Annotated in this window: 21 protein-coding genes and 1 tRNA gene; 13 read left to right on the forward strand and 9 right to left on the reverse strand. The window is 42.3% G+C overall.

Annotated elements, in window-relative coordinates; translation table 11 throughout:
* Positions 1-25 precede the first annotated feature (25 nt).
* Positions 26-658 carry a hypothetical protein gene (locus EAH55_RS02220; protein ID WP_121808310.1) on the forward strand — a complete coding sequence of 211 codons (633 nt, stop codon included), beginning with the start codon at positions 26-28 and terminating at the stop codon, positions 656-658.
* Between the two features lie 187 nt (positions 659-845).
* Here the strand turns inward: EAH55_RS02220 and EAH55_RS02225 are convergent, their stop codons facing one another.
* Genes EAH55_RS02225 through modA form a run of 3 tightly spaced genes read right to left on the reverse strand, consistent with a single transcriptional unit; the run spans position 846 to position 3,052 of the window.
* On the reverse strand, positions 846-1,472 hold the full coding sequence (locus EAH55_RS02225) for a sulfate/molybdate ABC transporter ATP-binding protein (protein WP_121808311.1): 627 nt from the start codon (positions 1,470-1,472) through the stop codon (positions 846-848).
* Complete coding sequence (gene modB, locus EAH55_RS02230; protein ID WP_121808312.1) at positions 1,469-2,140, reverse strand: molybdate ABC transporter permease subunit; 672 nt, start codon at positions 2,138-2,140, stop codon at positions 1,469-1,471. The genes EAH55_RS02225 and modB overlap by 4 nt, the downstream gene beginning before the upstream one ends.
* A 15-nt stretch (positions 2,141-2,155) precedes the next feature.
* Positions 2,156-3,052: a molybdate ABC transporter substrate-binding protein gene (modA, locus tag EAH55_RS02235; protein WP_244228079.1), complete on the reverse strand. Its 897-nt coding sequence runs from the start codon at positions 3,050-3,052 to the stop codon at positions 2,156-2,158.
* A gap of 103 nt (positions 3,053-3,155) precedes the next feature.
* On the opposite strand from modA, the gene EAH55_RS02240 reads away from it, so the two are divergent.
* From EAH55_RS02240 to EAH55_RS02265, 6 genes are all read left to right on the forward strand, one after another.
* The gene (locus tag EAH55_RS02240; protein WP_121808313.1) at positions 3,156-4,640 is read left to right on the forward strand and encodes a glycoside hydrolase family 30 protein; all 1,485 of its coding nucleotides are present in this window, start codon (positions 3,156-3,158) and stop codon (positions 4,638-4,640) included.
* Positions 4,641-4,830: 190 nt separating this feature from the next.
* Positions 4,831-6,741, forward strand: coding sequence for a 7TM diverse intracellular signaling domain-containing protein (locus EAH55_RS02245; RefSeq protein ID WP_121808314.1), 1,911 nt, complete (start codon positions 4,831-4,833; stop codon positions 6,739-6,741).
* A 631-nt stretch (positions 6,742-7,372) separates the two neighbouring features.
* On the forward strand, positions 7,373-9,256 hold the full coding sequence (locus tag EAH55_RS02250; RefSeq protein ID WP_121808315.1) for a glycoside hydrolase family 30 beta sandwich domain-containing protein: 1,884 nt from the start codon (positions 7,373-7,375) through the stop codon (positions 9,254-9,256).
* A 41-nt stretch (positions 9,257-9,297) separates the two neighbouring features.
* Positions 9,298-10,530: a family 16 glycosylhydrolase gene (locus EAH55_RS02255; protein WP_121808316.1), complete on the forward strand. Its 1,233-nt coding sequence runs from the start codon at positions 9,298-9,300 to the stop codon at positions 10,528-10,530.
* 65 nt (positions 10,531-10,595) lie between these two features.
* On the forward strand, positions 10,596-11,489 hold the full coding sequence (locus tag EAH55_RS02260; RefSeq protein ID WP_121808317.1) for a hypothetical protein: 894 nt from the start codon (positions 10,596-10,598) through the stop codon (positions 11,487-11,489).
* 363 nt (positions 11,490-11,852) lie between these two features.
* Complete coding sequence (locus EAH55_RS02265) at positions 11,853-13,832, forward strand: glycoside hydrolase family 97 protein (RefSeq protein ID WP_121808318.1); 1,980 nt, start codon at positions 11,853-11,855, stop codon at positions 13,830-13,832.
* Between the two features lie 193 nt (positions 13,833-14,025).
* Here the strand turns inward: EAH55_RS02265 and EAH55_RS02270 are convergent, their stop codons facing one another.
* The 4 genes from EAH55_RS02270 to EAH55_RS02285 form a co-directional block, all read right to left on the reverse strand.
* On the reverse strand, positions 14,026-14,856 hold the full coding sequence (locus tag EAH55_RS02270; protein WP_121808319.1) for an MlaD family protein: 831 nt from the start codon (positions 14,854-14,856) through the stop codon (positions 14,026-14,028).
* Positions 14,853-15,644, reverse strand: a complete 792-nt coding sequence (locus EAH55_RS02275) for an ABC transporter ATP-binding protein (protein ID WP_114939601.1) — start codon at positions 15,642-15,644, stop codon at positions 14,853-14,855. Before EAH55_RS02275 ends, EAH55_RS02270 begins: the two co-directional genes overlap by 4 nt.
* A 3-nt stretch (positions 15,645-15,647) precedes the next feature.
* The gene (locus EAH55_RS02280) at positions 15,648-16,427 is read right to left on the reverse strand and encodes an MlaE family ABC transporter permease (protein ID WP_112576073.1); all 780 of its coding nucleotides are present in this window, start codon (positions 16,425-16,427) and stop codon (positions 15,648-15,650) included.
* 97 nt (positions 16,428-16,524) lie between these two features.
* Positions 16,525-17,235 (reverse strand): pirin family protein, encoded by a 711-nt coding sequence (locus EAH55_RS02285; protein WP_121808320.1) that lies wholly within the window; start codon positions 17,233-17,235, stop codon positions 16,525-16,527.
* A gap of 81 nt (positions 17,236-17,316) precedes the next feature.
* Between EAH55_RS02285 and EAH55_RS02290 the strand changes: the two genes are divergently transcribed.
* The 5 genes from EAH55_RS02290 (at position 17,317) to EAH55_RS02310 (ending at position 23,919) form a co-directional block, all read left to right on the forward strand.
* Entirely contained in the window at positions 17,317-17,973 is a 657-nt protein-coding gene (locus tag EAH55_RS02290; protein WP_121808321.1) for an oxidoreductase, read from the forward strand.
* Positions 17,970-19,835, forward strand: coding sequence for an ABC-F family ATP-binding cassette domain-containing protein (locus EAH55_RS02295; RefSeq protein WP_121808322.1), 1,866 nt, complete (start codon positions 17,970-17,972; stop codon positions 19,833-19,835). Before EAH55_RS02290 ends, EAH55_RS02295 begins: the two co-directional genes overlap by 4 nt.
* Positions 19,835-20,080 (forward strand): CBU_0592 family membrane protein, encoded by a 246-nt coding sequence (locus EAH55_RS02300; RefSeq protein ID WP_091210202.1) that lies wholly within the window; start codon positions 19,835-19,837, stop codon positions 20,078-20,080. Before EAH55_RS02295 ends, EAH55_RS02300 begins: the two co-directional genes overlap by 1 nt.
* A 220-nt stretch (positions 20,081-20,300) precedes the next feature.
* The gene (gene mnmG, locus EAH55_RS02305) at positions 20,301-22,163 is read left to right on the forward strand and encodes a tRNA uridine-5-carboxymethylaminomethyl(34) synthesis enzyme MnmG (protein ID WP_121808323.1); all 1,863 of its coding nucleotides are present in this window, start codon (positions 20,301-20,303) and stop codon (positions 22,161-22,163) included.
* A 115-nt stretch (positions 22,164-22,278) separates the two neighbouring features.
* A complete protein-coding gene (locus EAH55_RS02310; protein ID WP_121808324.1) occupies positions 22,279-23,919 on the forward strand; it encodes an Ig-like domain-containing protein in 1,641 nt (546 codons plus the stop codon).
* Here the strand turns inward: EAH55_RS02310 and EAH55_RS02315 are convergent.
* The gene (locus tag EAH55_RS02315) at positions 23,909-24,421 is read right to left on the reverse strand and encodes a gamma carbonic anhydrase family protein (protein WP_121808325.1); all 513 of its coding nucleotides are present in this window, start codon (positions 24,419-24,421) and stop codon (positions 23,909-23,911) included. The two genes, EAH55_RS02310 and EAH55_RS02315, sit on opposite strands and share 11 nt — an antisense overlap.
* An 84-nt stretch (positions 24,422-24,505) precedes the next feature.
* On the opposite strand from EAH55_RS02315, the gene EAH55_RS02320 reads away from it, so the two are divergent.
* A tRNA-Gly gene (locus EAH55_RS02320) sits at positions 24,506-24,578 on the forward strand.
* 137 nt (positions 24,579-24,715) lie between these two features.
* Here EAH55_RS02320 and nadB read toward each other — a convergent pair.
* Complete coding sequence (gene nadB, locus EAH55_RS02325) at positions 24,716-26,308, reverse strand: L-aspartate oxidase (RefSeq protein WP_121808326.1); 1,593 nt, start codon at positions 26,306-26,308, stop codon at positions 24,716-24,718.
* Between the last annotated feature and the right edge of the window lie 15 nt (positions 26,309-26,323).

The following is a 26,323-nucleotide window of genomic DNA, read 5'->3' on the forward strand; positions in this document are numbered from 1 at the left end:
GTTGAGGTAAGTAGTTAATGGTTTTATGAAGTATTTAGTTGGCCTGTTATTTCTGTTTGTATCAATGGGAGCTTTTGCGCAAAGCAAAGACCGCCCTGTTGTGCAGTTTACAGGCATCACACATAATGCCGATAGTGTCAAGATCACTATCCCTTACGTAACCATTACCAATACTACAGCACACAACATTATTAACGTATCAAACTACAAGGGATACTTCTCATTTGTGGTACACGAACGCGATACCCTTCGTTTTACCTGTGTTGGCTACGCGCCAGTTACGGTTGTTATCCCGGCAAACCTGCCGAATGAAAGCTATACCACCCAGGTATCCCTTAAGGCGCAGATCATTAACCTGCCTACTTTCCACGTGTTTCCGTGGGCAACTACCGATGAGTTTAAGAAAGACTTTTTGGCTATAAAACTTGCCGATGATGATTTGGAAATAGCCCGTAAAAATATCAGTAAGGCAACATTATCAGCTCTGTATAATACTTTACCCCGCGATGCCCAGGAGATACAATCGGCCAATGCACAAAGTATGCATACCACTATCCTGAATTCGCACTCGCTTACCCCTAACCCATTGCTAAACCCGCTTGCATGGGGCAGCCTAATCAAGTCAATATCTGACGGGGATAAGAGTAATAGCAAATAATTAAGGTTTTTGTTGGTGTTAAGCTATAAATCATGTCATTGCGAGCGTAGCGCGGCAATCGCACGGAAGCATGGCCGCCCTGTATAACTACGAGATTGCTTCGTCGTTCCTCCTCCCAATGACATTTTTTGGTTTTCCCTAATCTCCAGGCAGAACAAAACAGTAACCAATTTACTCCAAAGGAGGTTTATGATAACCCCTCAAAATCCATTACCTCCCCTTCAAACAATTCCAGCTCCTGCAAATTATGGCTTACAATAATGGTGGTAATACCCAATTGCTTAATTAAAGGCTTAAGTTCAGCTATTAACTTAGTTTTCATCTTACTGTCCAGTGCCGAAAACGGCTCATCCATTAAAAGCAGTTTGGGTTTAATGGCTAAAGCCCTTAAAATGGCCAGGCGCTGTTGTTGGCCTCCGGAGAGATGGTCGGGTTTATGATCAATAAATTTATCCAGTTGCCCAAGTTTTACTAATCGCTTTATCCAGTCCGCATCAGTTGTGCCATATTCCAGGTGCTGTTGTACAGTCATGTTCGGGAACAAGGCATAACTTTGAAATACAAACCCGGTGTGTCTTTTTTGAGGTGACAGGTTAATTTTCCGTTCAGCATCAAACCAGGTAATGCCATCAACTACGATTGTTCCGTTTTTGGGAGAAGCCAGCCCGGCTATCATCTTCAGCAACGTAGTTTTTCCCGAACCGGACGGCCCTAAAATCTTGGTGATACTGCCCGTGGTAAACTGCTTTTTTATTTTAAGCAATTGCCTGTCGTGGTAGGTCTTTAGTTTTATTTCGATATCTACCTTGATCATGCTAAAGGGCCTTTCGCCTGGTATTTATTAAATATAAAAACAGCCATCACCAAGATAAACGTAATCGAAAATAAAATGAGCGAGTAATTATTTGCCGAGGCATAATCCATCTTTTCTACCGAGTCATACACAGCAATAGATGCCACCCTTGTAACACCGGGAATGTTCCCTCCTATCATCAGCACCACACCAAACTCGCCTAAAGTATGAGCAAAGGTTAAAACTGCCGCCGTTAATAATGATGGTTTGATATTGGGTAATAACACATACCGGAAAGTTTGCCATTCGGTTTTGCCCAGCGTGTATGACGCTTCGGCCAGGGACGCCGGTAATTGCTGTAATGCCGATTTTACCGGCCCCACCATAAAAGGCATGCTGTAAATCACTGAGGCAAGAATCAACCCGGGAAAAGAAAAAACCAGTTGTACATCAAAAGTATCGTGCAGCCATTTCCCCAAACCATGCTGCGGACTAAAAGCCAGCAGCAAATAAAAACCCAGTACCGATGGCGGCAGCACCAAAGGCATGGTAATAATTGCTTCGATGATGAGCTTAATAAATGATCTGCCCCGCGAAAGCCACCAGGCAAACGGCAAACCGACAAGCAACAGCAGCAACGTGGTAATACCTGCTAATTTTAACGTAAGCCATATGGGCGATAGGTCCATCAATAAAAATACAAATTATTGCACCCGGTAACCATAAGCTTTGAAAATACTTTTCGCGGCCGGACTTAAAATGTAGCGATAAAATTTATCTGCCGAAGGATTATCAGCCCCATGTTTCAGGATCACGATACCTTGTTGTATCGGCTCATAGGTTTTGGGATCGATAACCTTATAATATAATGTCGTTTTATTTCCGAGTTCCTTCACCAGCGATTGTGTGGTAAAACCAACATCGGCCACTCCTGTGGTGATATAAGTATTTACCTGCGAGATGCTTTCGCCATAAACTATTTTAGGTTTGGCATCATCTAAAATGCCTTTATCCTGAAGGGACTGCTCGGCGGCTTTACCATAAGGAGCGATAGCAGGATTAGCTACCGCTATCTTCTTTACCCTGGCCGAAAGTAATAAGCGCTCCCAGTTTTCAAAACCGATGTTTTGCGTACTGCAAATAATCAGACTGCCGGAGGCATACACTACCGGTTTTTCTTTAGCGAAACCATTTTTAAATAAAGTCTCCGGAAAACTCATATCGGCAGATAAAAACACATCAAACGGCGCTCCGTTACTAATCTGTGCTACCAACTTACCCGACGAGCCTATTACAGCGTCAATGCTAATACCCGTTTTTTGCTTAAAGTCTTTTTGCAAAACCTCCATTACCGGCTGCAGGTTGGCTGCTGCCGCAACCCGGATATTCTGCGCGTTTGCACTTAAACCTGCCGTAAACAGCAGGGCAAATAAAAAAAATATAACTTTTTTTGAATTGGTATTGTATTGTTCGCTTTGCATAGCTTTTATAGTTTTTTGCCTTGCAGGCAATAGTTTCGTTTGGTATTGAAGCGTATCATGATTTCTTAAAAACGCCCATTTGATACCATAGCACCACAAATATACGCTTGTTATAGCCATAAGCGGTTCATATATTAGTAATGTTAAGCTATCAAATAAACCAATTTTTAACAAAAATAAAGTCGCTAAACTGCGGTCAACCCGGCTTTAAATGTATCCCTGAATGAAAAATAATTTTACAAGAGTTCTGTTAGCCTCATTTATTACTGTCGGTGTTTTTAGTGGCGAAGCCTGCGGCAAAAAATCAACCGTAACACCAGCGCCTATTGCTCCACCTGTTACTCCTCCGGTAGTAACGCCGGTTAAAAGTGATGTTGTCATGTGGCTTACTACTGCCGATCAAACTACTGCTTTCGCTAAACAAAATGCAGCTATCAATTTTAGCACAACAGCGGGCAGCGGCTCAACTATTAATATCAATGCAGCCACTACCTACCAAACTATTGATGGTTTTGGTTATTGCCTCACCGGCGGCAGCGCCATGGTACTTAATAAACTTACCGCCCAAAAACAGGACGAGGTGCTGAAGGATCTTTTCCAGACCGACGATACCCACATTGGTGTGAGTTATCTCCGCATCAGCATAGGCGCATCTGATATGAGTGCTACCGATTATACTTATGATGAAGTAACGCCAGGTCAAACGGATGTCGACCTGAAAAGCTTTTCTATCGATGCCGAAAAAGCCGATCTGATCCCCGTTTTGAAAAAGATCCTTGCTATTAACCCAAACATTAAAATATTAGGCAGCCCCTGGACGGCCCCTACCTGGATGAAAGTTAATACGCTTGGAAATAATGGCTTTAAAGGCGGTAGTTTGAATACTGCCTACTATGATGCTTATGCCCGCTATTTTGTAAAATACATCCAGGCCATGAAAGCCGAAGGCATTACCATTGATGCCATCACCCCGCAAAACGAGCCGCTGAACGCAAATAACAACCCGGCCATGTATATGCCATCAAACGAGCAGGCTAACTTTATCAAAAACAACCTTGGCCCTCAGTTTAAAACAGCAGGTATCACCACCAAGATTATTGTTTATGATCACAATGCCGATAATACACGTTATCCCGTAGATATTTTCAGCGATGGCACAGCTAACCCTTTTGTTGATGGATCAGCCTTCCACTTATATAATGGTGATATTAACGCACTTGGCCCGCTGCACGATGCCTTCCCTAACAAAAACCTTTATTTTACCGAACAATATACTCCATCGAACGGCGGCTTTGGTGGCGATTTATCATGGCATGTAAGCAACCTTATTATTGGCGCAACACGTAACTGGTGCCGCAATGTACTGGAGTGGAACCTTGCTACCGATACAGAATACGGTCCGCACACGGATGGAGGCTGTACAACCTGCCGCGGAGCATTAACCGTTACTTCCTCTTCGGCAGTAACAAAAAATGTGTCGTATTATATTATTGCACATGCCTCAAAATTTGTTAGGCCGGGAGCTGTCCGGATCTCTTCTGACAATGTAACGGGCCTACCAAACGTGGCTTTCAAAAATACCGATGGCAGCACGGTTTTAATCGTGCTAAACTCAAGCGGAAGTCAGCAAACCTTTAATTTTAAGATAGATGGAAAAACAGCCTCAAGCACTTTAGCCAACGGTTCGGTAGCCACTTATGTGTGGTAAAAACCGTATATTAACAACAAATAGCTAAAAATTAACAATTTAAATAACTGTATATCGTACTTTTAATAGGAATAGAAAAATAAAAATATTATAATTGTATCCGGCCTGACGCTAACCAAACAACCATTTCATTCGCGCCTGTAATGAATCCAACATTACAGGTGCGAAAAACATCCATTTTGCTGAGCCTATGTTTAAACTGCTACTGAGATCATTTATCGGTATTGTTGTGTTTTGCTTATGCTTTTCAACAAGCATAAAGGCCCAAACTACCGTTCAAATAAATGACAATGTAAACCAGCACATTTTTGAATATAAGCAAATCATTTATTTTGAGGATACAACCGGAAAGCTTGGTCTGGATGGTATCCACGCCGCTTATCTCGCGGGTAAATTTCAGGCAAATCCGCAACCTACCCCCGTTACCCAGCATAATAACTCGGCCTATTGGTACCGCATAAAAATTGGTAAGGCCGTTGCCACCAATAACAATTGGATCCTGGAGTTTTTTGATCAAACCATTGATAGCATTACCGTTTACTCGCCGGTCAATGATACTTACCGGGCAACTTCATTAGGCAGTAGTCATCCTTTTTCCGCCCGTTTCTACAAACACAAAAACTTTAGTGTAAACATAAACAGCAACCATGGGCCCGATGATGTTTATTACATCCGCATCCGTTCGGGGCACTCGGTTAATGTGATCATGGTGTTACGCACAGTAAGCCGGTTTATTGGCTACGCCCTTGACGAATATTTCTTTTTCGGTGTTTTTTACGGCATGATCCTGGTTTTCGGCCTGTACAATTTCATGATGTTCATAGCCATGCGCCAGGTACAATACCTGTACTACATTATCTATAACCTGAGCATCGGCCTTTACGAAATGTGTGCCGATGGGATAGCCTATCAATACATCTGGCCTAACTATCCCGCATGGAACAACTATGCTTACGGCATAGCCTTATTTTCGGCCAGTATTTTCGCCATTCTTTTCGCGCAAAAATTGCTTAATTTAAAAGTGAATGCCCCGCGCTTAAACAAGGTGATAAAAGGGGTTATCGTTTTCCGATGTCTTTATTTCCTGGCCTGTATAACCATTAATATGGCCTGGTTCAATTACAAGATCATCGAATTTTTACCGCTATGCATCTCCTTTTATGCCGGTTGTTATGTATTGATCAAAGGCTATAAGCCGGCACGTTTTTTTGTTATCGGTTATACTTTCCTGCTTACGGGCTTTATCATTAAAACCTGCATAGCGCTAAATATCTGGTGGTTACCTGTTACGGAGTTTGATTATTACAGTTTGAGTGTTTGTTTTATTATGGAGATGCTGTTCATCTCTTTTGCTATCGGCGATAAGGTACGGATCCTTAAAAAGGAAAAGGACGTTGCCCAGCAAAATATCATAGCGCAGATGAAGCAAAATGAGGAGCTGAAAGATACGCTTAACCGCAGCCTTGAAGCCCAGGTTCAGGAACGTACCCGGGAACTTGTTGAAAAATCATCAATGATAGCCGAGCAAAACGAAGAACTGAAATCGGTTAATGAATTGCTGCAGCAACAAGCCGAAGAAATATCGCGCATGAATGTGCTGCTGGAAAAAGATAATATCATATTGCACAACGATATTGAAAAAGTAACCCACGACAGGGTGATGCTTACCGAAGTTGATTTTGAAGAATTCAGCCGCATTTATCCGGACAGGGAAACCTGTTTCAAATTCCTGTCAGATCTGAAATGGGAACATGGTTATGCCTGCCGTAAATGCAGCAATACCCACTATGGCAGCGGACATCTCCCCTATAGTCGCAGATGTTCAAAATGTGGTTATGAAGAGTCGGTGATAGCCTACACTATTCTGCAAAATACCCGCATTCCTATCAATAAGGCTTTTTATATGATCTTCCTGATGTACTCAACCAAGGGTAAGATCTCATCACATAAACTCTCCGAAATCCTTTCTATTCGCCAAAGTACCTGTTGGGCATATAGCTCGCGTATTAAAAAAGTAATGGAGCAACGCAAAAAAGAGATCAAAAATGCCGGTGATAAAGGATGGAGCAAATTGGTGATTGATAACAGCACGAATCCTTAACTTCCACTCCACCTCGCAATGAAGTCTTTTTTAAGTTTTGACTGGCGCAAGTATGTGGCGAGGGTTGCGCATAGGCTACTTGTGCCTCGACAAAGGCCCAAGTAGCCTTTACCCATATTGCCGGCCCTTCATACTTGCGCCAGTAAAAAAAGCCTTTTTTAAGTTTCTTCGATAGCATCTATTTTTTACTCCCACCCCCTCTCCTCCTATTTATTTATAGCTAAAAGCTATACTTAGTCATTTTTTCTTTAAAAGCAATTGTGAAATAAGCGTATCACAAAAAAATTTTCATTGCAACAAAAACGTTGCGCAGCGCATTTAAAGTACTTTTTGCGGTTTTAAACCATGCGATGTAAGCGTATTAAAATTTATATAATATACTATAAATCAATTATTTATGAACATTTTACTTGATTGATCCGTTTAAATTCCTGTAGATTTGCTACAACCAATTTTAAGCTATACATAGCTCTGCTTTATGGAAAACAGTATTGTATGGGTGCATTCGCCCCAAAACAATGCTTTGATATTCTTAAGCGAAAGTTAAATATCATTATATGTATTTAGCTGTTGTATAGCGGCTTATGTGATGTTTTTTGAATATCAAATCAATCAACTAAATAATAACTAAATGAAAATCAATTACAAATTAATGCGGCTTGCAGTCCTCACCCTGCTTTCTGCCGCTACTTTTTACTCCTGTAAAAAGAATGTAAACGCCCCTGAAGCGCCTGATCAAAAAACAAGCGGAACCGTGGCCCGCGCAGCCAACGAAGTTGTAAATGCCTGGCTTACAACAGCCGATCAGTCAAATCTTTTACAGGCTCAAACCAGCTTTAACTTTGCTGCCGATGCCGGTACCAACGCAACCACCATTACGGTAGACGAAACCCAAACCTACCAGGGCATTGATGGCTTTGGATTTACCTTAACTGGTGGCAGCGCCGGGCTGCTTAATGGTCTTGGAGCCAATCAAACCAATGTACTTAATGAGCTTTTTGGTACAGCTAACGGACAAATTGGTATCAGCTATATCCGTATCAGTATCGGTGCTTCCGACCTCAGCGCCAATGATTTTACTTACAACCAAACCGCCGGCGACTTTAACATGAACAATTTCAGCATCAGTGCCGAAAACCAGGACCTGCTGCCCATCCTGAAAAAGATCATCGCCATTAATCCATCTATCAAAATCATAGCTACCCCGTGGACAGCCCCTACCTGGATGAAGGTGAATACCACCGGCAACAACGGATATACCGGCGGTAGCTTAAATACCGCGGCCGGCTATTATGATGCATACGCCCGCTATTTTGTAAAATACCTGCAGGCTATGCAGGCTCAGGGTATTACCATAGATGCTATTACACCTCAGAATGAGCCGCTTAACCCATACAACAATCCAAGCATGGTGATGCAGCCTAATGAGCAGGCTAATTTTATCAAAAACAACCTCGGTCCGCAAATCCGGGCAGCCGGTTTCCAGACTAAGATCATTGCCTATGACCATAATACCGACAGGATAGACTATCCCGAAACCGTACTGGCCGATGGTGGCGCTAATCCTTACGTTGATGGCTCGGCATTTCACCTGTACGCAGGTAATATCAGTTCTTTAACCGATGTGCATAATGCCTATCCTAACAAAAACGTTTACTTTACCGAGCAATGGGTTGGAGCGCCAAGTAATTTTGGCGGAGATCTGTCATGGCACGTTAACACGCTGATCATAGGCGCAACCCGTAACTGGAGCCGTAACGTACTCGAGTGGAACCTGGCTGCCGATCCAAACAATAACCCGCATACAGCAGGGGGCTGCAGCACCTGTTTAGGCGGCATCACCGTTAGCGGTACATCTATTACCCGCAACGTTGGTTATTACATTATCGGTCATGCCTCAAAATTTGTACGTCCGGGTGCCGTGCGTATCGCTTCAAACTTATCTGGCAGTATCCAAAACGTGGCTTTCAAAAATTCGGATGGTAGCAAAGTGCTTATTGCCCTTAACAATGGCTCGTCAAGCACCAGCTTTAAAGTAAAATGGGGTGCCGAATCTTTCACTTACACTTTAGCCGCGGGTGCTGTAGCAACCTTTAAATGGACAGGCACACAATCAAGCGGTTCAAGCTCTGGCGCGCCTATTGGCTCTACTATCACCCTAAAAGGCTTTAATAATCAATATGTAAGCAGCGAAAATGGCACACAGGCCATGAATTGCAATCGCCCTACGGCATCGGCATGGGAGCAATTTCTTGTTGTTGATGCCGGCGCCGGCAAAATTGCGCTGCAGTCGATGGGTAAATATGTTTCCTCCGAAAACGGCACCCAGGCAATTACCTGTAACCGTACAACCTATGGCGACTGGGAAAAATTTGACTGGATCCCGACAACTGATGGTAAGGTTACGCTCAGGGGCAATAACGGCAAATTCATCTCCAGCGAGAATGGCACACAGGCCATGACGTGCACCCGCGCAACCGCATCGGGCTGGGAAGCCTTTGGCGTAAACCAATAATTACTTACGAAACCAATTAATTATTCACCAATACCATCATTATGAAACAACTTTTAAACTTTGCGAAGAGTGCCGCTACCGCGTCGGCATTAATGCTCTTAATTTCATCCTGCAGCAAGGATTTGAACAGGCCAGCGCCTGCCATTAAAACCGCCGATGAAACAACAGGCAGCTCAAGCACCACACCAAGGGCCGGTACGCTGCTCTGGAGCGATGAATTTAACGGAACCAGCGTTAACACAGCTAACTGGAACATTGATAACGGCAACCCCGGGGTTAACAATGAAAAAGAATATTATCAATCAGCAAATGCCACTGTATCAGGGGGATTCCTTACCATTACTGCACGTAAGCAAACAGTTGGTGGTCAGCCGTATACATCGGCCAAACTGACTACTGCCGGTAAATACCAACCAACATCAGGCCGTATTGAGGCAAGCATCAAGCTTCCGGGGGTTCAGGGCACCTGGCCTGCATTCTGGATGCTGGGCGCCAACATTGGCACAGTAGGCTGGCCACAGTGCGGCGAAATAGATATTATGGAGCAGGTAAACACCTCCAATACTATTTTAGGCACCATGCACTGGTACAATAATGGCGGCCACGTACAATATGGTGGCAGCACAACTACCACGCCAACCGGTTTCCATACGTACGCGGTTGAATGGGATGCTAATTCTATTCGCTGGTATGTGGATAATACCTTGTATGTAACCGGTAACATTGCCAACAACATTAACAATACCGGCGCATTCCATAATCCATTCTTTATCATCCTTAACCTGGCTATTGGTGGCGATTTGCCTGGTAATACCATTAACGATGGCGCGTTGCCTTGTAATATGGTGGTTGACTATGTGCGGGTTTATGACCTTTCTGGCAGCAGCACCAACCCTCCTATCGGGCAAACTATTACCCTAAAAGGGTTTAACAACCAATACGTTAGCAGCGAAAACGGCACACAAGCCATGAATTGTAACCGCCCTACAGCATCGGCCTGGGAACAATTTACTGTAGTTGATGCCGGCGGAGGCAAAGTAGCGCTACAGGCTATGGGTAAATATGTATCAAGTGAAAATGGAACACAAGCCATCACCTGTAACCGCACTACCGTAGGCGACTGGGAAAAATTTGACTGGGTACCAACTACCGATGGTAAAGTTACCTTCAGGGGTAATAACGGCAAATTCATTTCAAGCGAAAACGGCACACAAGCCATGACCTGTACCCGTGCAACAGCATCGGGCTGGGAGGCTTTTGGTGTAAATCAATAATTTTAAATGATATATTTAGCCTGCTCTTGTAATTAAGAGCAGGCTTCTGTTTTATAAACCTGCCAATGAAAAAACTTACCGGCTTTTGTCTTTTATGGCTGATGATAAGCGCTCGTGCTCTGTATGCTCAATCTGGTAATAACAAATTGCTGTTTAATATTACCGATGGCTATCAGCGCGAAAGCTTCCATTGGTCGATAGCAGGTAACAGCAACGGGCAAAACCCTAATGTTTTTTCGGAATTAAAATGGACAAAACTTAGTGGACAAAGTATTGCCGCATCCCTGCAATGGAAAGTATATCAAAAGTTTAGCATTTATGCTGATTATGCCCGGCAATTTATCACATTGGGTACAGCAAATGATTCGGATTACAGCGGTGATAACCGCACCGGCAATACTTATAACGAAACTTTTAATGCTGGCAAAGGCCATACACAAGGCTGGTCGTTAGGTATTGGATATCAATTAATTAATAACGATTGGCTTATTCTTATTCTTTACACCGGCTACAGCGATAACAGGCAATCGTTATATTTATATGATGATGCTAACCGCTTTCCAGGTTTAAATAGTAGTTACCAAACCAAATGGGAAGGTGCATTTATTAAGGCCATCACTTCGTTTAAACTAATTGAAAAACTAAAATTTAATACCGATATCACTTATAACCAGGTAAGTTATAATGCCCAGGGCAACTGGAACCTGATCACTACATTTCAGCATCCTGTTAGTTACCGCCACCATGCAAACGGCTATGGCTTAAATATGAATGGCGCATTAACTTACTCCATTAGCAAACTTATTGCTATACAAGCCGGCGGCGGGTACCTGCACTGGCAAACCGGTAATGGCACCGACGAGCTTTACCTCAACAGCGGCGAGGTTGATAAAACCCAGATGAATGGCGCATTCAGGAACGGGTTCAGGGTGTTTGGAGGGTTGATAGTTTCACTGTAGTGTTCTTCTTCGACTTCAGTTTCGCCACCGCTCGGCTCCTGCCGAGTGGTAACTATCTCAAGGCCTCTGGCCTTTATACGGCATACACCGGCCGGGAGGCCGGGCAATAACTGACACTCGGCTGGAGCCGAGCGTCGGCATGCGTTTTTTAAAAAAACATGTCATTCCGAGCGAAACGTGGCAACCGCACCTAAGCATAACCGCCCTGTATAGCATGCGATTGCTTCGTCGTTCCTCCTCGCAATGACATCTTTTTAGTATATATCTCACCACAAATCGTCATAAAATCATCACTCATTGAATTGATTATTACTTAGTTTAGATTGCTGTAAACCATCATTTAAACCCTTAATACCACTCCTGATGAAGATGAAACTTCTATGCACGCTTTTCCTTTGCTTTTCCGTATCGATTTTAGCGGCCCAAACGATAAAAAACTATCACATTAAATCGCCGGATGGCAAGATAGATTTGAGCGTAGCAACCGGCGATAAAATAACCTGGTCGGTGAAACACGACGACACGGAGATCATTACGCCGTCGGATGTATCTATGACGCTTCAGAGCGGCGAAGTTTTGGGAAAATCACCCAGGGTAAAAAATATAAAAACCACATCGGTTGATCAGTATTTCAATACCCCTATCTATAAAAAAGATAAAGTACACGATCAATACAATCAGCTCATTATCAATTTAAAAGGAGATTATTCACTGATATTCAGGGCTTATAATGATGGTGTGGCTTATCGCTTCAATACACAGAAAAAAGGCAATATCACCATTATGAATGAAGAAGCCAATTTCAACTTCAAGGATGATGATAAAGCGTATCTCCCCTTTGTAAATGATTACCGCAATAAAGATAAATGGACAACTTCGTTCGAAGCATTGTATAGCAAGCTTAAACTTTCGGAAGTAACAAAAGACAGCCTGGCGTTTTTACCGGTTTTGGTAAGTACCGGTAACGATAAAAAAGCAGCCATCCTGGAAGCAGATCTACAGGATTATCCCGGGATGTATTTAACCGGAAATGAGCAAAGTTTGCGGGGAGCTTTCGCAAAATATCCTACAGTTGAAACTACCGGCGGGTATGCCAATATGAATTATGTAGTTAACGGTCGCGCAGATTATATAGCCAAAACCAAAGGTACACGCAGTTTTCCGTGGCGGGTACTGATCATCAGCACAGATGATAAACAACTGGCTAACAGCGACATAGTACAAAAACTATCAGAACCATCACGCGTTAAAGATCTGTCATGGATAAAACCAGGTAAAGTAGCCTGGGACTGGTGGAACGATTGGAATATCACCCATGTTGATTTTAAAGCGGGCATCAACAACCCAACCTATAAATATTACATCGATTTTGCATCGGCCAATAAAGTAGAGTATGTGGTATTGGATGAAGGCTGGTCGAACATTGTTGATCTGAACCAAATCTCACCGGATATTAATCTGCAGGAATTAATTGACTACGCTAAACAGAAAAACGTGGGCCTTATTTTGTGGACAAGCTGGTACGCCCTCACCCGGCAAACGGATGCTGCAATGGCCAAATTTTCAAAAATGGGCATTAAAGGTTTCAAGATAGATTTTATCGATCGTGATGATCAAAAAATGGTATCATCGCTTTATGAAATAGCTCAAAAAGCAGCTGATAATCAATTAATTGTAGATTATCACGGTATGTATAAACCCAGCGGTATCCAGCGTACTTTTCCTAATATCCTTAATTTTGAGGGAGTTAAAGGATTGGAAAACGTAAAATGGGGTGTTAAAGATCATCCCGTTTACGACGTAAGTATCCCGTTTATCCGGATGCTTTCCGGTCCGATGGACTATACTCCCGGAGCTATGCGCAATGCCAGTAAAGCCAACTTTCGCCCTGTAAATGGTAACCCCATGAGCCAGGGAACACGCTGTCATCAGTTAGCCATGTATACCATTTTTGAAGCCCCGTTACAAATGATGGCCGATAACCCAACGGCCTATCAAAAAGAACAGGAAAGCACCGATTTTATAGCTGCTGTACCCACAACTTTTGATGAAACTGTTGCCCTGAACGGAAAAGTAGGCGAATACGTTTCCATCGCTCGTCGAAAAGGTTCCACGTGGCACATTGGCGCAATGACTAATTGGGATGCACGTGAATTAGCTATCGATCTCTACTTTTTAGGCGAAGGCACTTACAAAGCCGTAATTTTTGAAGATGGCATCAATGCCGACAGGAATGGTACTGATTATAAGCGAACTGTAGTTAATTTAACCTCAAAAGATAAACTGAATATTAAACTGGCTTCCGGAGGAGGTTGGGCAGCGAGATTGGAGAAAGTTAATTAATTTAATAATCTGATTTACAGTATATTAAATTAAAAAACCTGTCATTTCGATAGAGCAGGGATAGGTATTAGCGCCGGGGCGAAAGAGAAATCTTATACGCCATGCGAAGCGATCGCGCATGTAGTATAAGATTTCTCCTCACGGCCACCTCACAATATCCGCGCTTGTTCGTCGAAATGACATTAGTGTTTAATCAATTATTATCCTTCTGCTTATCAGCAGCTTCTTTAGCAGCTCTTTCCTTTTGTTTTTGGGCTTCTTTGGCTGCCTTTTCTTTATCCTCCTGAATCTGCTCCTTTGCTTTGCGGATGCTGTCCTGACGCTTTTGCTCCATTTTCTTTTTCTTGTTGAAGAAACCTCTCAGCAAAAAGTTATGCTGCGCAGCGGTAAGGTCCTCATTAAGGGTGTTGGTTGTACTGTGAACTGTTTTTATGGTAGTCTGGGCTTGCTTAACGGTGCCTTCCAGGTCGCGGGCCATTTTGTCGCTGTTCAAAAGGCGGCCTATACTTCCCTGCCCATTATTGATCTTGGCAACTATGCCGGTCAGGTTTTCGGTCAGCGATTCGGCGTTATCTGCCACACGGGTAAGTTTATTGATGATCCTGTCTACATCAACCGGGTTTATCGACCCTAACTTTCCGCCGTCTTCAATCTCCTCGTGGCTAACAATGCCCCCCGGTGCTATTACAACCAGCTTATCCCCCATTAAACCATCGCTGCCTATACTTAGCTTCGAATCCTTCTTGATAAACTTTTTAACGCTTTTATTCAGTGTAAGGTCAACCCGTACCGAACTATCGGTCACAATATTAATTGACTGTACCACACCCACATTGATACCCGCAAACCGCACATTATTGCCTACCTGTAAGCCGCTTACATTTTTAAACCGACCATAAACATGAAAGGTTGAATTGAACAGACTTTTTTGATTGCCTATTAAAAATATAGCTACCAACAGCACCGCTAACCCCAAAAAGGTAAACAGGCCTATTTTTATTTTTTGAGATGACGTAGTTTTCATGAAGGTTCGTTAAAAAAAGATCTAACCATTTCGTTATCCGATTTTTCGAGCTCTTTATAGGAGCCCTCGGCTATATATTCGCCATCATCCATTACCAGGATCCGGTCGGCCGTAATGCGGGCACATTCCATATCGTGGGTAATAATGACAGATGATATTTCATATTTGCGCTGCAGGCGATTAATAAGCTCACTAATTTCGCGGGATGTAATGGGATCAAGCCCTGTAGTAGGCTCATCGTACAGCATAATCTCGGGGTTAACTATCAGCGTACGGGCAAGACCTACCCTTTTTCGCATCCCTCCCGACAGATCAGAAGGCATTTTATCTATCGCGTCTAACAAACCAACGGCATCTAATACACCTTCCACCTTTTTATTAATCTCTTTTTGGTCTTTGAGTTTTAACACCCTCGTAAGCGGAAACTCCAGGTTATCACGGACTGTCATAGAATCATACAGCGCCCCTCCCTGAAAAAGGAAGCCTATCTTCATTCTTAACTGCTTCAGCTCGTCATCGTTCATGGCAGTTATATTCTCACCAAAAACTTCCAGCTCGCCGCCATCGGGTTGCAGCATACCAACCACGCACTGAATGGTCACAGATTTTCCCTGGCCCGATTTACCCAGCACCACAATGTTCTCGCCTTTCTTCAGGTCGAAAGTGATATTCTTAAGCACCTTCTTTTTACCAAAGGATTTTTTGATGCCTTTAGCATGGATCACCACCTCCTGCTTTTGTTCAGGTTCCTTTTTCTTAGGCTCGGTATGTTCGTCTGCTTTTTTCATCTCCTATTTATAAAATAACAAACTGGTGATCTGGACAGCTATCGCGTCAATAATGAAGATCCATAACGAGGCAGTCACTACGGCCGAATTAGCCGCAACACCTACGCTTTCGGTACCTTTATCGGAGTGATAGCCTTTGTAACACCCCACAAAGCCTACCGCAAAGCCAAAAAGCACAGTTTTAGCTACAGCGGGCAGCAGATCAGTAAAATCAAGCGAGGCTATACATTTATTGAAGTAAAGGGAGAAGCTAATACTATCGGTAAAATTTAACGCCAGAAAACCACCAAACAGGCCGATAGCATCGCCTATGATGGCTAATAATGGGATCATGAAACTGGTAGCCAATATCCGTGTAACCACCAGGTATTGCACTGGGTTAGCGCCAGATACTTCCATGGCGTCAATCTGTTCGGTAACCTTCATACTGCCCAGCTCAGCACCAATACTTGATGCTATTTTGCCAGCGCAGATAATGGCGGTAATAACCGGCCCTATTTCTCGCACAAGCGCTACCGAAAGTGTTTTGGGTAACATACTTTCGGCACCAAGTGTAATGAGTGACGGCCTGAGTTGCAAAATAAGCACCAGGCCCATGATGAAGGAGGTGATGCCTACCAGCATCATGGATCTGTAGCCTATTTCATAGCATTGCCTTACAAACTCCGACCATTCAAAGCCGCCGGCAAATATGTTGCGAAAAAACCGCGTGAAGAATACTACATAGTCGCCTATGCCTTCAAGCCATTTTCTCCATCCGCTTAGTTCCTGCTGTGCCTCCATCAGTGAATCTTAAATAATTGTTAACTACAACAAAGCAAGGCTCAATTGTTTTTGAACTTTCAGTAATATTCACTTTCTGGACTTAGGTAAATACTGATTACGACATTGGTACGTCAATGATCAGGAAACTGGAGGGCTCTTCGGTTATAATTGTAAGTGAACTTGTATCATAAACGCCCAGCGCATCTTTTTTGTTTAAAACCTGGTTGTTTATTTTAGCCTCTCCATCCAATACAAACACATAAGCACCGTTGCCTTCAGTTTTAATGTCATAGTTAATGGTTTGCCCGGCCTCAAACTCTCCCATTGAAAATGTAGCATCTTGGTTTATCCAGAGTGTGTTGTTACTTTTTTCGGGAGAGATCAGGGTGGTTAGCTCATTCAATTTAAACCTGTCTTTAAAACTCATCTGATCATAACGGGGCTGAATATTTCTTTCTTTAGGAAACAGCCAAATTTGCAGGGTATTGGCCGCTTCTTTATGCGAAGCATTATATTCGGAATGATAAACACCTGTCCCGGCCGACATCACCTGTACTTCGCCGGCGTTAACTACACCGGTATTACCCATACTATCTTTATGCTCCAGCCCTCCTTTTAACGGTATGGTGATAATCTCCATGTTATCATGGGGATGGCTGCCAAAACCACGACCGGCAGCAATAATATCATCATTTAATACGCGCAATGCGCCGAAATTCATTTTCTCCGGGTTGTAATAGGATGCAAAGCTGAATGAAAAGTTTGCTTTTAACCATCCTATATCGTTGTGTCCCCGTTCTGCTTCGGGATAAAATATTGTTTTCATGCTATTTAAAATACATGTTTAAACACACAATATTTATTCCACAATTTAATTATGCGTATTTTTGCGGAAAATCAATAAGTAATGGCAAAAAAAGCTGTGATTGCAGGCTCAAGCGGACTTATTGGCAGTCACCTCCTGCAAATTTTATTGGAACAAGCCTATTATGATGAAGTATTGATCCTGGTCAGAAAGAAACTTTCACTTCAGCATCATAAATTAACGCAGCTTGTTATCGACTTTGAACAGCCCGAAACATACCAAAAAGAGCTGACTGGCCATGCTTTGTTTTGTTGTTTAGGATCAACCAAAAAGAAAACACCCGATTTAACTATCTATCGCAAGATTGATCATGATTATCCGTTATTAATGGCGCGATTAGCTAAACAAAACGGTATTGAGCAATATCATTTAGTTTCATCAATAGGAGCCGATATAAACGGGGTTAATTTCTATACTAAAACCAAAGGTGAAACCGAGGCTGATATCAGCGCCGTAGGTGTACCTGCGGTACATATTTACAGGCCATCCTTTTTAGTGGGTGACAGGCAAGAAAGCAGGCCAATGGAAAAACTTGTCAATGGCTTAATGAAAGTGGTAAACCCACTGCTTTTTGGCAGCTGGAAAAAATACCGAAGCATAGCGGCATCTACGGTTGCTACGGCCATGTATCAACAATCAATAAAAAACGCGGCTGGTGTATTTATATACGAGTCGGATAACATAAAACAACTATCGTGAGTACTTATCTTTCTGCCGAGAACCTTGGCCATCAATTTCATGACAACTGGTTATTTAAAAATGTAACCATAGGTATTAATCGCGGCCGTAAGGTTGCTCTTGTAGGCGTTAATGGTGCTGGCAAATCAACCCTCTTAAAAATATTGGGTGGTACTATAAAACCTACTGAGGGCAAAGTAGTACAGGCCCGCGACCTTAATATGGGTTACCTGGAGCAGGATCCAAACTTCAAAAACGCGGTTACCATCAGCGATTATATTTTTCATGCCGATGATGTGCAGCAGCAGCTGATCCGCAGGTATGAGGAGTTGATGGAGAACGATCCTGAAAACACCAAAGCCATTGAAAAGGTAATGGAAGAGATGAGTGAGGTTGATGCCTGGGAATATGAGTACAAGATCAAAACCATTTTAGGCCGTTTAGATATCCATCATCTCAATCAGCACATTACTACCCTATCGGGCGGACAAAAGAAACGTTTGGCATTAGCCAAGCTGCTTATTGAAGATCCTGAAGTTTACATACTGGACGAGCCTACCAACCACCTGGATATTGATACTATTGAATGGTTGGAGAAATTATTAACCGAAGGAAACAAAACCATTTTGATGGTTACCCACGACAGGTATTTCCTGGATAATGTATGTAACGAGATATTGGAGATTGATCGTGGCAAAATTCAGCCTTATAACGGCAGCTACGGTTATTACCTCGAAAAGAAAGCCGAACGTGAAGCAGCAGATGAAGCAGCGTTTCAGAAAAACTCAAACCTATTAAGGAAAGAGCTGGAATGGATGCGCCGCCAGCCTCAGGCCCGTGGTACTAAATCAAAAGCACGTATTGATGCCTATTATGATCTGGAAGAAAAAACTAAGAACGGCGGTATCCGTGATAAGGTTGAATTGAGCGTTAAAACAGCACGCCAGGGCAACAAGATTATGGAGATGGACAACCTGTACAAGTCATTCAATGGTAATACCTACATCAATAACTTCAGCTATATATTTAAAAAAGGCGACAGAATAGGTTTAGCTGGTAAAAACGGTAGCGGTAAATCAACGCTTTTAAATATCATTACAGGCGCTTTACAGCCCGATAAAGGAACTGTAGTTAAGGGCGAAACAACTGTAATAGGTTATTTTCACCAGGCTGGCATTACTTTTAAGGATGATGAACGTGTTATTGATATTGTAAAGAACGTTGCCGAGTTCATTACCATGGCCGATGGTAAAACTATTTCGGCTTCTGCACTGCTTACCTTGTTCCTCTTCCCTCCTGCCAAGCAATATGGTTTTATATCAAAGCTAAGTGGTGGCGAAAAGAAACGTTTGCAGCTAATGAGCATCCTGATGAAGAACCCGAACTTCCTGATACTGGATGAGCCCACCAATGATTTGGATATTGACACCCTAAACGTACTGGAAGAGTTTTTAACCAATTACGGCGGTGTATTGATGATGGTATCGCACGATAGGTATTTATTGGATAAGCTAACTGATCAGCTATTCATCATGGAAGAAAAAGGCCATGTAAGAATCTTTAATGGCAACTATTCGTCATATCGTTTGGAATTGGAAGAAGCTAAACAACAAGCTAAGAAACCTGCCCCCTTAACTCAAACCACTGCGCCAGTAGCTAAAAAAAGCAAGTTAAGCTTTAAAGAAGCAAAGGAATTAGAAAATATTGAAGGCGAGATAAACACTATTGAAGCAAGCATAAACGATAAAACTGCACAACTTGATACAGTAGGCATTGATCCTAAAAAGCTTGATGAGATATTAAAGCAAATAGAGGTTTTAAACAAGCAACTGGACGATAAAAGCGCTCGTTGGATGGAATTAACCGAGTTAAACGAAGGATAATGAAAACTTCAGATATCATAGCTACAACGGGTGTAATCATCCTTTTGATTGCATTCTTATTGAATTTAGCCGGTAAATTATCGGCTCAGAGCAAGCTGTACAGCTTAATGAATTTTATAGGAGCCGGTACCTGCGGCTATGCTTCGTACATGATAAGCTTCTACCCTTTTGTGGTTTTAGAAAGCATTTGGGCAATTGTAGCTTTAATATCATTATTCAGGGTTCCACGTGGAACATCTGCTTAGATGAGGTAATTTTGTAGTTTAAATATGAAGCAACAAGCCTCGTGCTTACAGTCTTCATTCAGAAATCTTATATATAAAACATAACAAAACGTTCCACGTGGAACGTTTTTCAAAGTCAAAAGTTTAAAGCCTCAAGTCGAATTAAAATCAGACTTACGGCTCCGAACTACCGACTTAAGACTTAAAAAAGCAACGTTCCACGTGGAACAAGGAGGATAAAATGTTTAGGAAATATAATGTAATTGTAGTTGGTGCCGGGCATGCGGGCTGTGAAGCTGCCGCTGCTGCTGCCAACTTAGGTTCATCAGTTTTACTGATAACCATGAATATGGGTACTCTTGCTCAGATGAGCTGCAACCCTGCTATGGGCGGTGTAGCCAAAGGACAGATAGTACGTGAAATAGATGCGTTGGGAGGATATTCGGGCATTATAACTGATAAAACATCTATCCAATTCAGGATGCTTAACCAGTCAAAAGGCCCTGCAATGTGGAGCCCACGTGCTCAAAGCGACCGCATGAGGTTTGCAGAAGAGTGGCGTTTATCCTTAGAGCGTACTCCGAATGTCGACTTTTGGCAGGATACTGTGACCTCACTACTGGTAAAAAACAATACTGTTTGTGGTGTACGTACTTCTATAGGCATCGAAATTGAAGCGGATGCTGTAGTATTAACCAACGGAACCTTCCTGAATGGTGTGATCCATATCGGCGAAAAAAAGTTTGGTGGAGGTCGTACAGGTGAAAAAGCAGCCACTGGTTTAACCGAGCAATTGGTGGAGTTAGGCTTTGAAGCCGGCCGTATGAAAACCGGTACCCCACCCCGTGTAGATGGCCGCAGTTTAAACTATAGCCTGATGGAAGAGCAATGGGGCGATCCTGTGAGAGGTAAATTTTCGTTCACCGATGTACCTTTTATAGAAGAGCAACGCTGCTGCTGGATTACCTATACTAACACTGATGTACACGAAACTTTGAAAGAAGGTTTCGAAAAATCGCCAATGTTTACCGGTAGAATTAAAGGTTTAGGTCCGCGCTATTGTCCTTCAATTGAAGACAAGATCAACCGCTTTGCTGAGCGTGACCGCCATCAAATTTTTGTTGAACCGGAAGGATTGAATACAGTTGAGATCTATGTAAATGGTTTCTCTACCTCCTTACCTGAAGACGTACAATACAAAGCACTCACTAAAATCCCGGGATTTGAAAATGCGAAAATGTTCAGGCCAGGCTACGCTATCGAGTACGATTTCTTCCCTCCTACACAATTAGGCTTAACGCTGGAGACTAAACAAATCAGCAACCTGTACTTTGCCGGGCAGATCAACGGTACTACCGGCTATGAAGAAGCAGCATCACAAGGCTTCATTGCAGGTATCAACGCGCACCAAAAAATCAATGATAAACATGAGTTGATTTTGAAAAGATCTGAATCATACATTGGTGTTTTAATAGATGACCTGGTAACCAAGGGTACTGAAGAGCCTTACCGCATGTTCACTTCAAGAGCCGAGCACCGCTTGTTATTACGCCAGGATAATGCTGATATCAGGCTCTCTCCTATGGGTCATGAGTTAGGCCTGATTAGTGATGAACGTTTGGAAAAGGTAAACCAAAAAGTAAAAAACTCCGACGACATTGTAGCTTATACCAAAAGCAAGTCAATCGATCCTTCAACGGTAAATGGCCTGTTAGAAGAATTAGGCACCAGCGCGCTTACACAAAGTAATAAGCTATTTAATTTATTGAGCCGCCCACAGGTTACTTTTGATGATCTTAAAAAAGCAGACACTCCTTTGGCAGAACTACTCTCGGCCTATGATAAAGAAACTATTGAGCAGGCTGAAATAAAAATCAAATATGAGAGTTATTTCATCAAAGAGATGGAGATTGTAGACAAGATGAAAAAAATGGAAGACCGTGAGATCAATCCAAATTTTGATTACCACACTTTGGTGTCATTATCAAAAGAGGCCCGTGAAAAATTGATGCGGATAAAACCACGCACTTTAGGACAGGCATCACGCATTTCCGGCGTTTCACCATCCGATATCTCTGTTTTAATGGTTCACGTATCAAGATAACACGTAAATAACTGATAATTAATCAATTATAAAATATCCTTTAAAATCGATTATTTTTAATTTTTAATAGTACTTGTTATAAAAACATAAAAATCGCTTATATCGCCTAAAAACCATGTTAAATACAAAATCGGCCATTTTTTACAAAAATTCGTTACTGATTTTTATCGTTTTATTCATTTTTGGATGCGCGGCCCAACAACCACCGCAGGGAGGGCCGCGCGACCAGACTCCGCCCAAATTAGTGAAGGCAATTCCCGGAAATAAAACCAGGAATTTTAATGCCAAACAAATCGACCTGGAATTTGATGAGTTTATCAAACTCACCAACGCTTACCAGGAGATCAGCATGAGCCCGGCTATGGAGAAGCAACCCGAGTACTCATCCAACAAAAGAAAATTAAAAATTGAGTTTAAGGACACCCTTCTGAAAAACACAACTTACGTTATCAATTTTGGAAAGGCCATACAAGATGTGAACGAAAGTAATATCCTGAAAAATTTTACTTACGTTTTTTCGACAGGCAGTCATATCGACTCGTTGAGCATTAGCGGTTCTGTCACCAACACACTCACCCAGGAAAAAGAGAAAGACGTACTGGTATTTATTTTCCCCGTGAAACAGGATACACTCTTCGGAAAAAAGAAGCCATCCATTTTCGCACTTACGGATTCATCAGGAAATTTTGCTTTGAATAATTTACGCGAAGACGACTACCGTATTTACGCCTTAAAAGAAGCAAGCCCGGATAAAATATTCAACCGCGATGATGAGTTGATAGCTTTCCTTAAAAAACCGATTCATCTTAAAGCCGATACTTCAAACATTCAGTTAAACCTGTTTAAGCAGGATCCCGAAAAATTCAGGGTATCAGAAAAGCGTTTTGATACCGACGGAAAATTACTGTTGGTTTTCAATAAAGGTTTAACGCAGCCGGCCCTCAAGATCCTCTACCCTTCTGATGTAGACAGCCGGAAGCAAGTATCATTTTCCCGTACCAAGGATACCGCATCTGTTTATCTGCGCAACATGAACTTTGATTCGTTAAGGGTAGCCATATTTGATAAGAGCAAAGCGATAGATACCATTTACCAGTTAAAGCGTAAAAACGAAAGCTTTACACGCACTTTAACGGCAAGTTACAATATTGGTAACGATAGCAAACTAAAACCCGGCAGCAACCTGGTTGTTACCGCAAGCATCCCAATTGAAAACTTTGATCAATCGCAAATTACTTTAAATGAGGATTCGGTTGCCACAAGCGATTATACCATCCAAAAAGATACCGGAAATTATAAACTCCTTAACATAAAATACAGGTGGCGTGAAGCAAGTAAATACGAGTTGATCATTAACGATGGCGCTCTAACCGATATTTATGGCGATAGGAACAAACGCTTATCCAAAAAATTCCAGATCAATAAGCTCGACAACTATAGCCAGCTTACGGTAAAGCTAACCGTTCCTGATACAGCTAAAGCATATGTCGTTGAGCTTTTAAGCGAAGACAAAAAGCTTATTCAAAGTGATGCCATTACTAAAAGTACCTCGCTGGTTTATAAGGGTATTTTGGCAGCCAAATACTACGTCAGGATCATTTATGATGAAAACAAAAACGGTAAATGGGATAGCGGTAATGTGCGGCTAAAACGGCAACCCGAAAATATCTGGTTAAACGAAAAACTCATCACCCTTCGGCCAAACTGGGAAGCTGAAGAAACAGTCACTATTCCAAAAGAAAAACTTACTCCTTAAACCAACCGGAGTACATGATATAATTTTGAGGCAGTTGCTTCAACATAGCCCTTTGCTCATCAGTAAGGGGCTTTATTTTTTTTGCAGGAATACCGGCATATAAATACCCTGATTCGCAGACGGTATTTTCCAATACCACAGCGCCTGCAGCAATGATCACAAACTCGTTTACAACCGCGTGATCCATCACAATTGCCGCCATACCTATCAAAGTATGGTCGTGCAAAGTGCAGCCGTGTACAAGCGCGTTATGCCCAATAGAAACACTGTTACCTATGTTGGTTGGCGCTTTTAAATAGGTAGCATGGATCACCGCGCCATCCTGAATATTAGTATTATTACCAATTTTAATATAGTGCACATCGCCACGGATCACGGCATTAAACCATACCGAACAATTATCACCCATCACCACATCCCCTACTATAGTACAGTTTTCGGCAATAAAACAATCATTACCCCAAACAGGGCTTTTATCCTTCACAGGCAAAATAACAGGCATAGATTAATTATTAAATAGTAATTTAAAAATCCGAAATCTAAATTCCGAAATCCGAAATTTTAGTTATGTTTGAATATAAAATAAGCGAAAATAGCTCAGTCGGTAGAGCGTCAGTTTCCCAAACTGAAGGCCGCGGGTTCGAATCCCGTTTTTCGCTCACTCACAAAATTTTCCTTAAACAATCGTCATTGCGAGGTACGAAGCAATCCCAAACTATACAGAGGAACTTGCTTAGCTACTCTGCTTATTGGGGATTGCTTCGTACCTCGCAATGACGTAGTGTATAATACTATTTTAAAACACCGTATCCTGTACCTTATCAGCATGTTCAGGATAATCAGTAGTGTAGTGTAACCCCCTACTCTCCTTACGTAGCATAGCCGATTTTACTACAATAAATGAAACCTGTATCAGATTGCGCAGCTCGCAAAGTTTTACAGAAAGCTTTGTTTTTTTATAGAAATCTTCAGTCTCTTCATATAATAATTTCAACCTGCGCAAGGCCCTATCCAGCCTGAAATCAGACCGAACAATACCCACATAGTCATTCATTAACTTCTGCATTTCGCGCACGTTGTGGGTCACCAGGATATCTTCATTTGACAGCTGAACACCTTTCTCATCCCAGTCAGGAATATTATCCGGGATCACATTATTTTCAAATTGTTTGATGGCATCTTCATAAATGCGATGCGCAAAAACCAGCGCCTCCAGTAACGAATTTGAAGCTAAACGATTTGCTCCATGCAGACCTGTTGACGAACATTCGCCGCAGGCATATAATCTTAATATAGATGACTGGCCAACATGATCAACCATGATACCGCCACACATATAATGACAGGCCGGCGCAACCGGGATCATATCTTTAGTCATATCGATACCAATTTCCAGGCATTTAGCATAAATATTAGGGAAATGGTTCAGGATATCTTTCTTGCTGCGGTGCCTAACATCTAAATAAACAAAATCCTCGCCCGATTTTTTTATCTCGGCATCGATAGCCCTTGCCGTAATATCGCGGGGCGCTAATGATTTACGCTCATCATACTCGTGCATAAATTCTTCACCATTGGTACGTTTTAATACACCACCAAAACCACGTACAGCTTCAGATATCAAGAATGATGGATATTCGCCAGGATTATATAAGGCTGTAGGGTGGAATTGCATGAACTCCATATTACGTACTTTACCTTTTGCACGATAAACCATAGCGATGCCGTCACCGGTAGCAATGGTTGGGTTGGTAGTAACCGCATAAATATGCCCTGCCCCACCTGCAGCCATTACGGTAACCTTCGAAAGGATCTTTTCAACAATCTTGGTCTCTGTATTAAAGGCATAAATCCCGAAGCAGGTAATATCGGTACTTGATTTACCCACCAGCTCACCTAAATGGTGCTGTGTGATCAGGTCGACAGCAAAATAATGCGTAAGTATCTCAATATTAGGGTTTTTATGAATTTCCTCTAAAAGCGAACGTTCTATCTCCCAGCCAGTTACATCTTTATAATGTAATACACGAAACTCGGAATGCCCACCCTCTTTGGCCAGGTCATAAACACCTTCATTAGTCTTGTCGAAATTGGTTCCGTAATCAATTATTTCATTGATACGCGCCGGACCTTCTTTAACAACGGCTTCAACAACTTCACGGTCGCAAAGGCCATCTCCACTTATTAAGGTGTCCTGGATATGTTTTTCAAAAGAATCCTCTTTTTTATCCACAACCACCGCAACGCCTCCCTGGGCATATTTGGTGTTGGATTCATCTTCGTTAGATTTTGTAACTATCAGAACCTTACCATGCTTCGCGGCTTTGAGCGCAAAACTTAATCCGGCAATTCCTGAACCCACTACAAGGAAATCAACAGTTCGGGTCATGTTTTATATGAAATG

This window comes from Mucilaginibacter kameinonensis (assembly GCF_003675385.1).
GTDB classification, from domain to species: domain Bacteria; phylum Bacteroidota; class Bacteroidia; order Sphingobacteriales; family Sphingobacteriaceae; genus Mucilaginibacter; species Mucilaginibacter kameinonensis.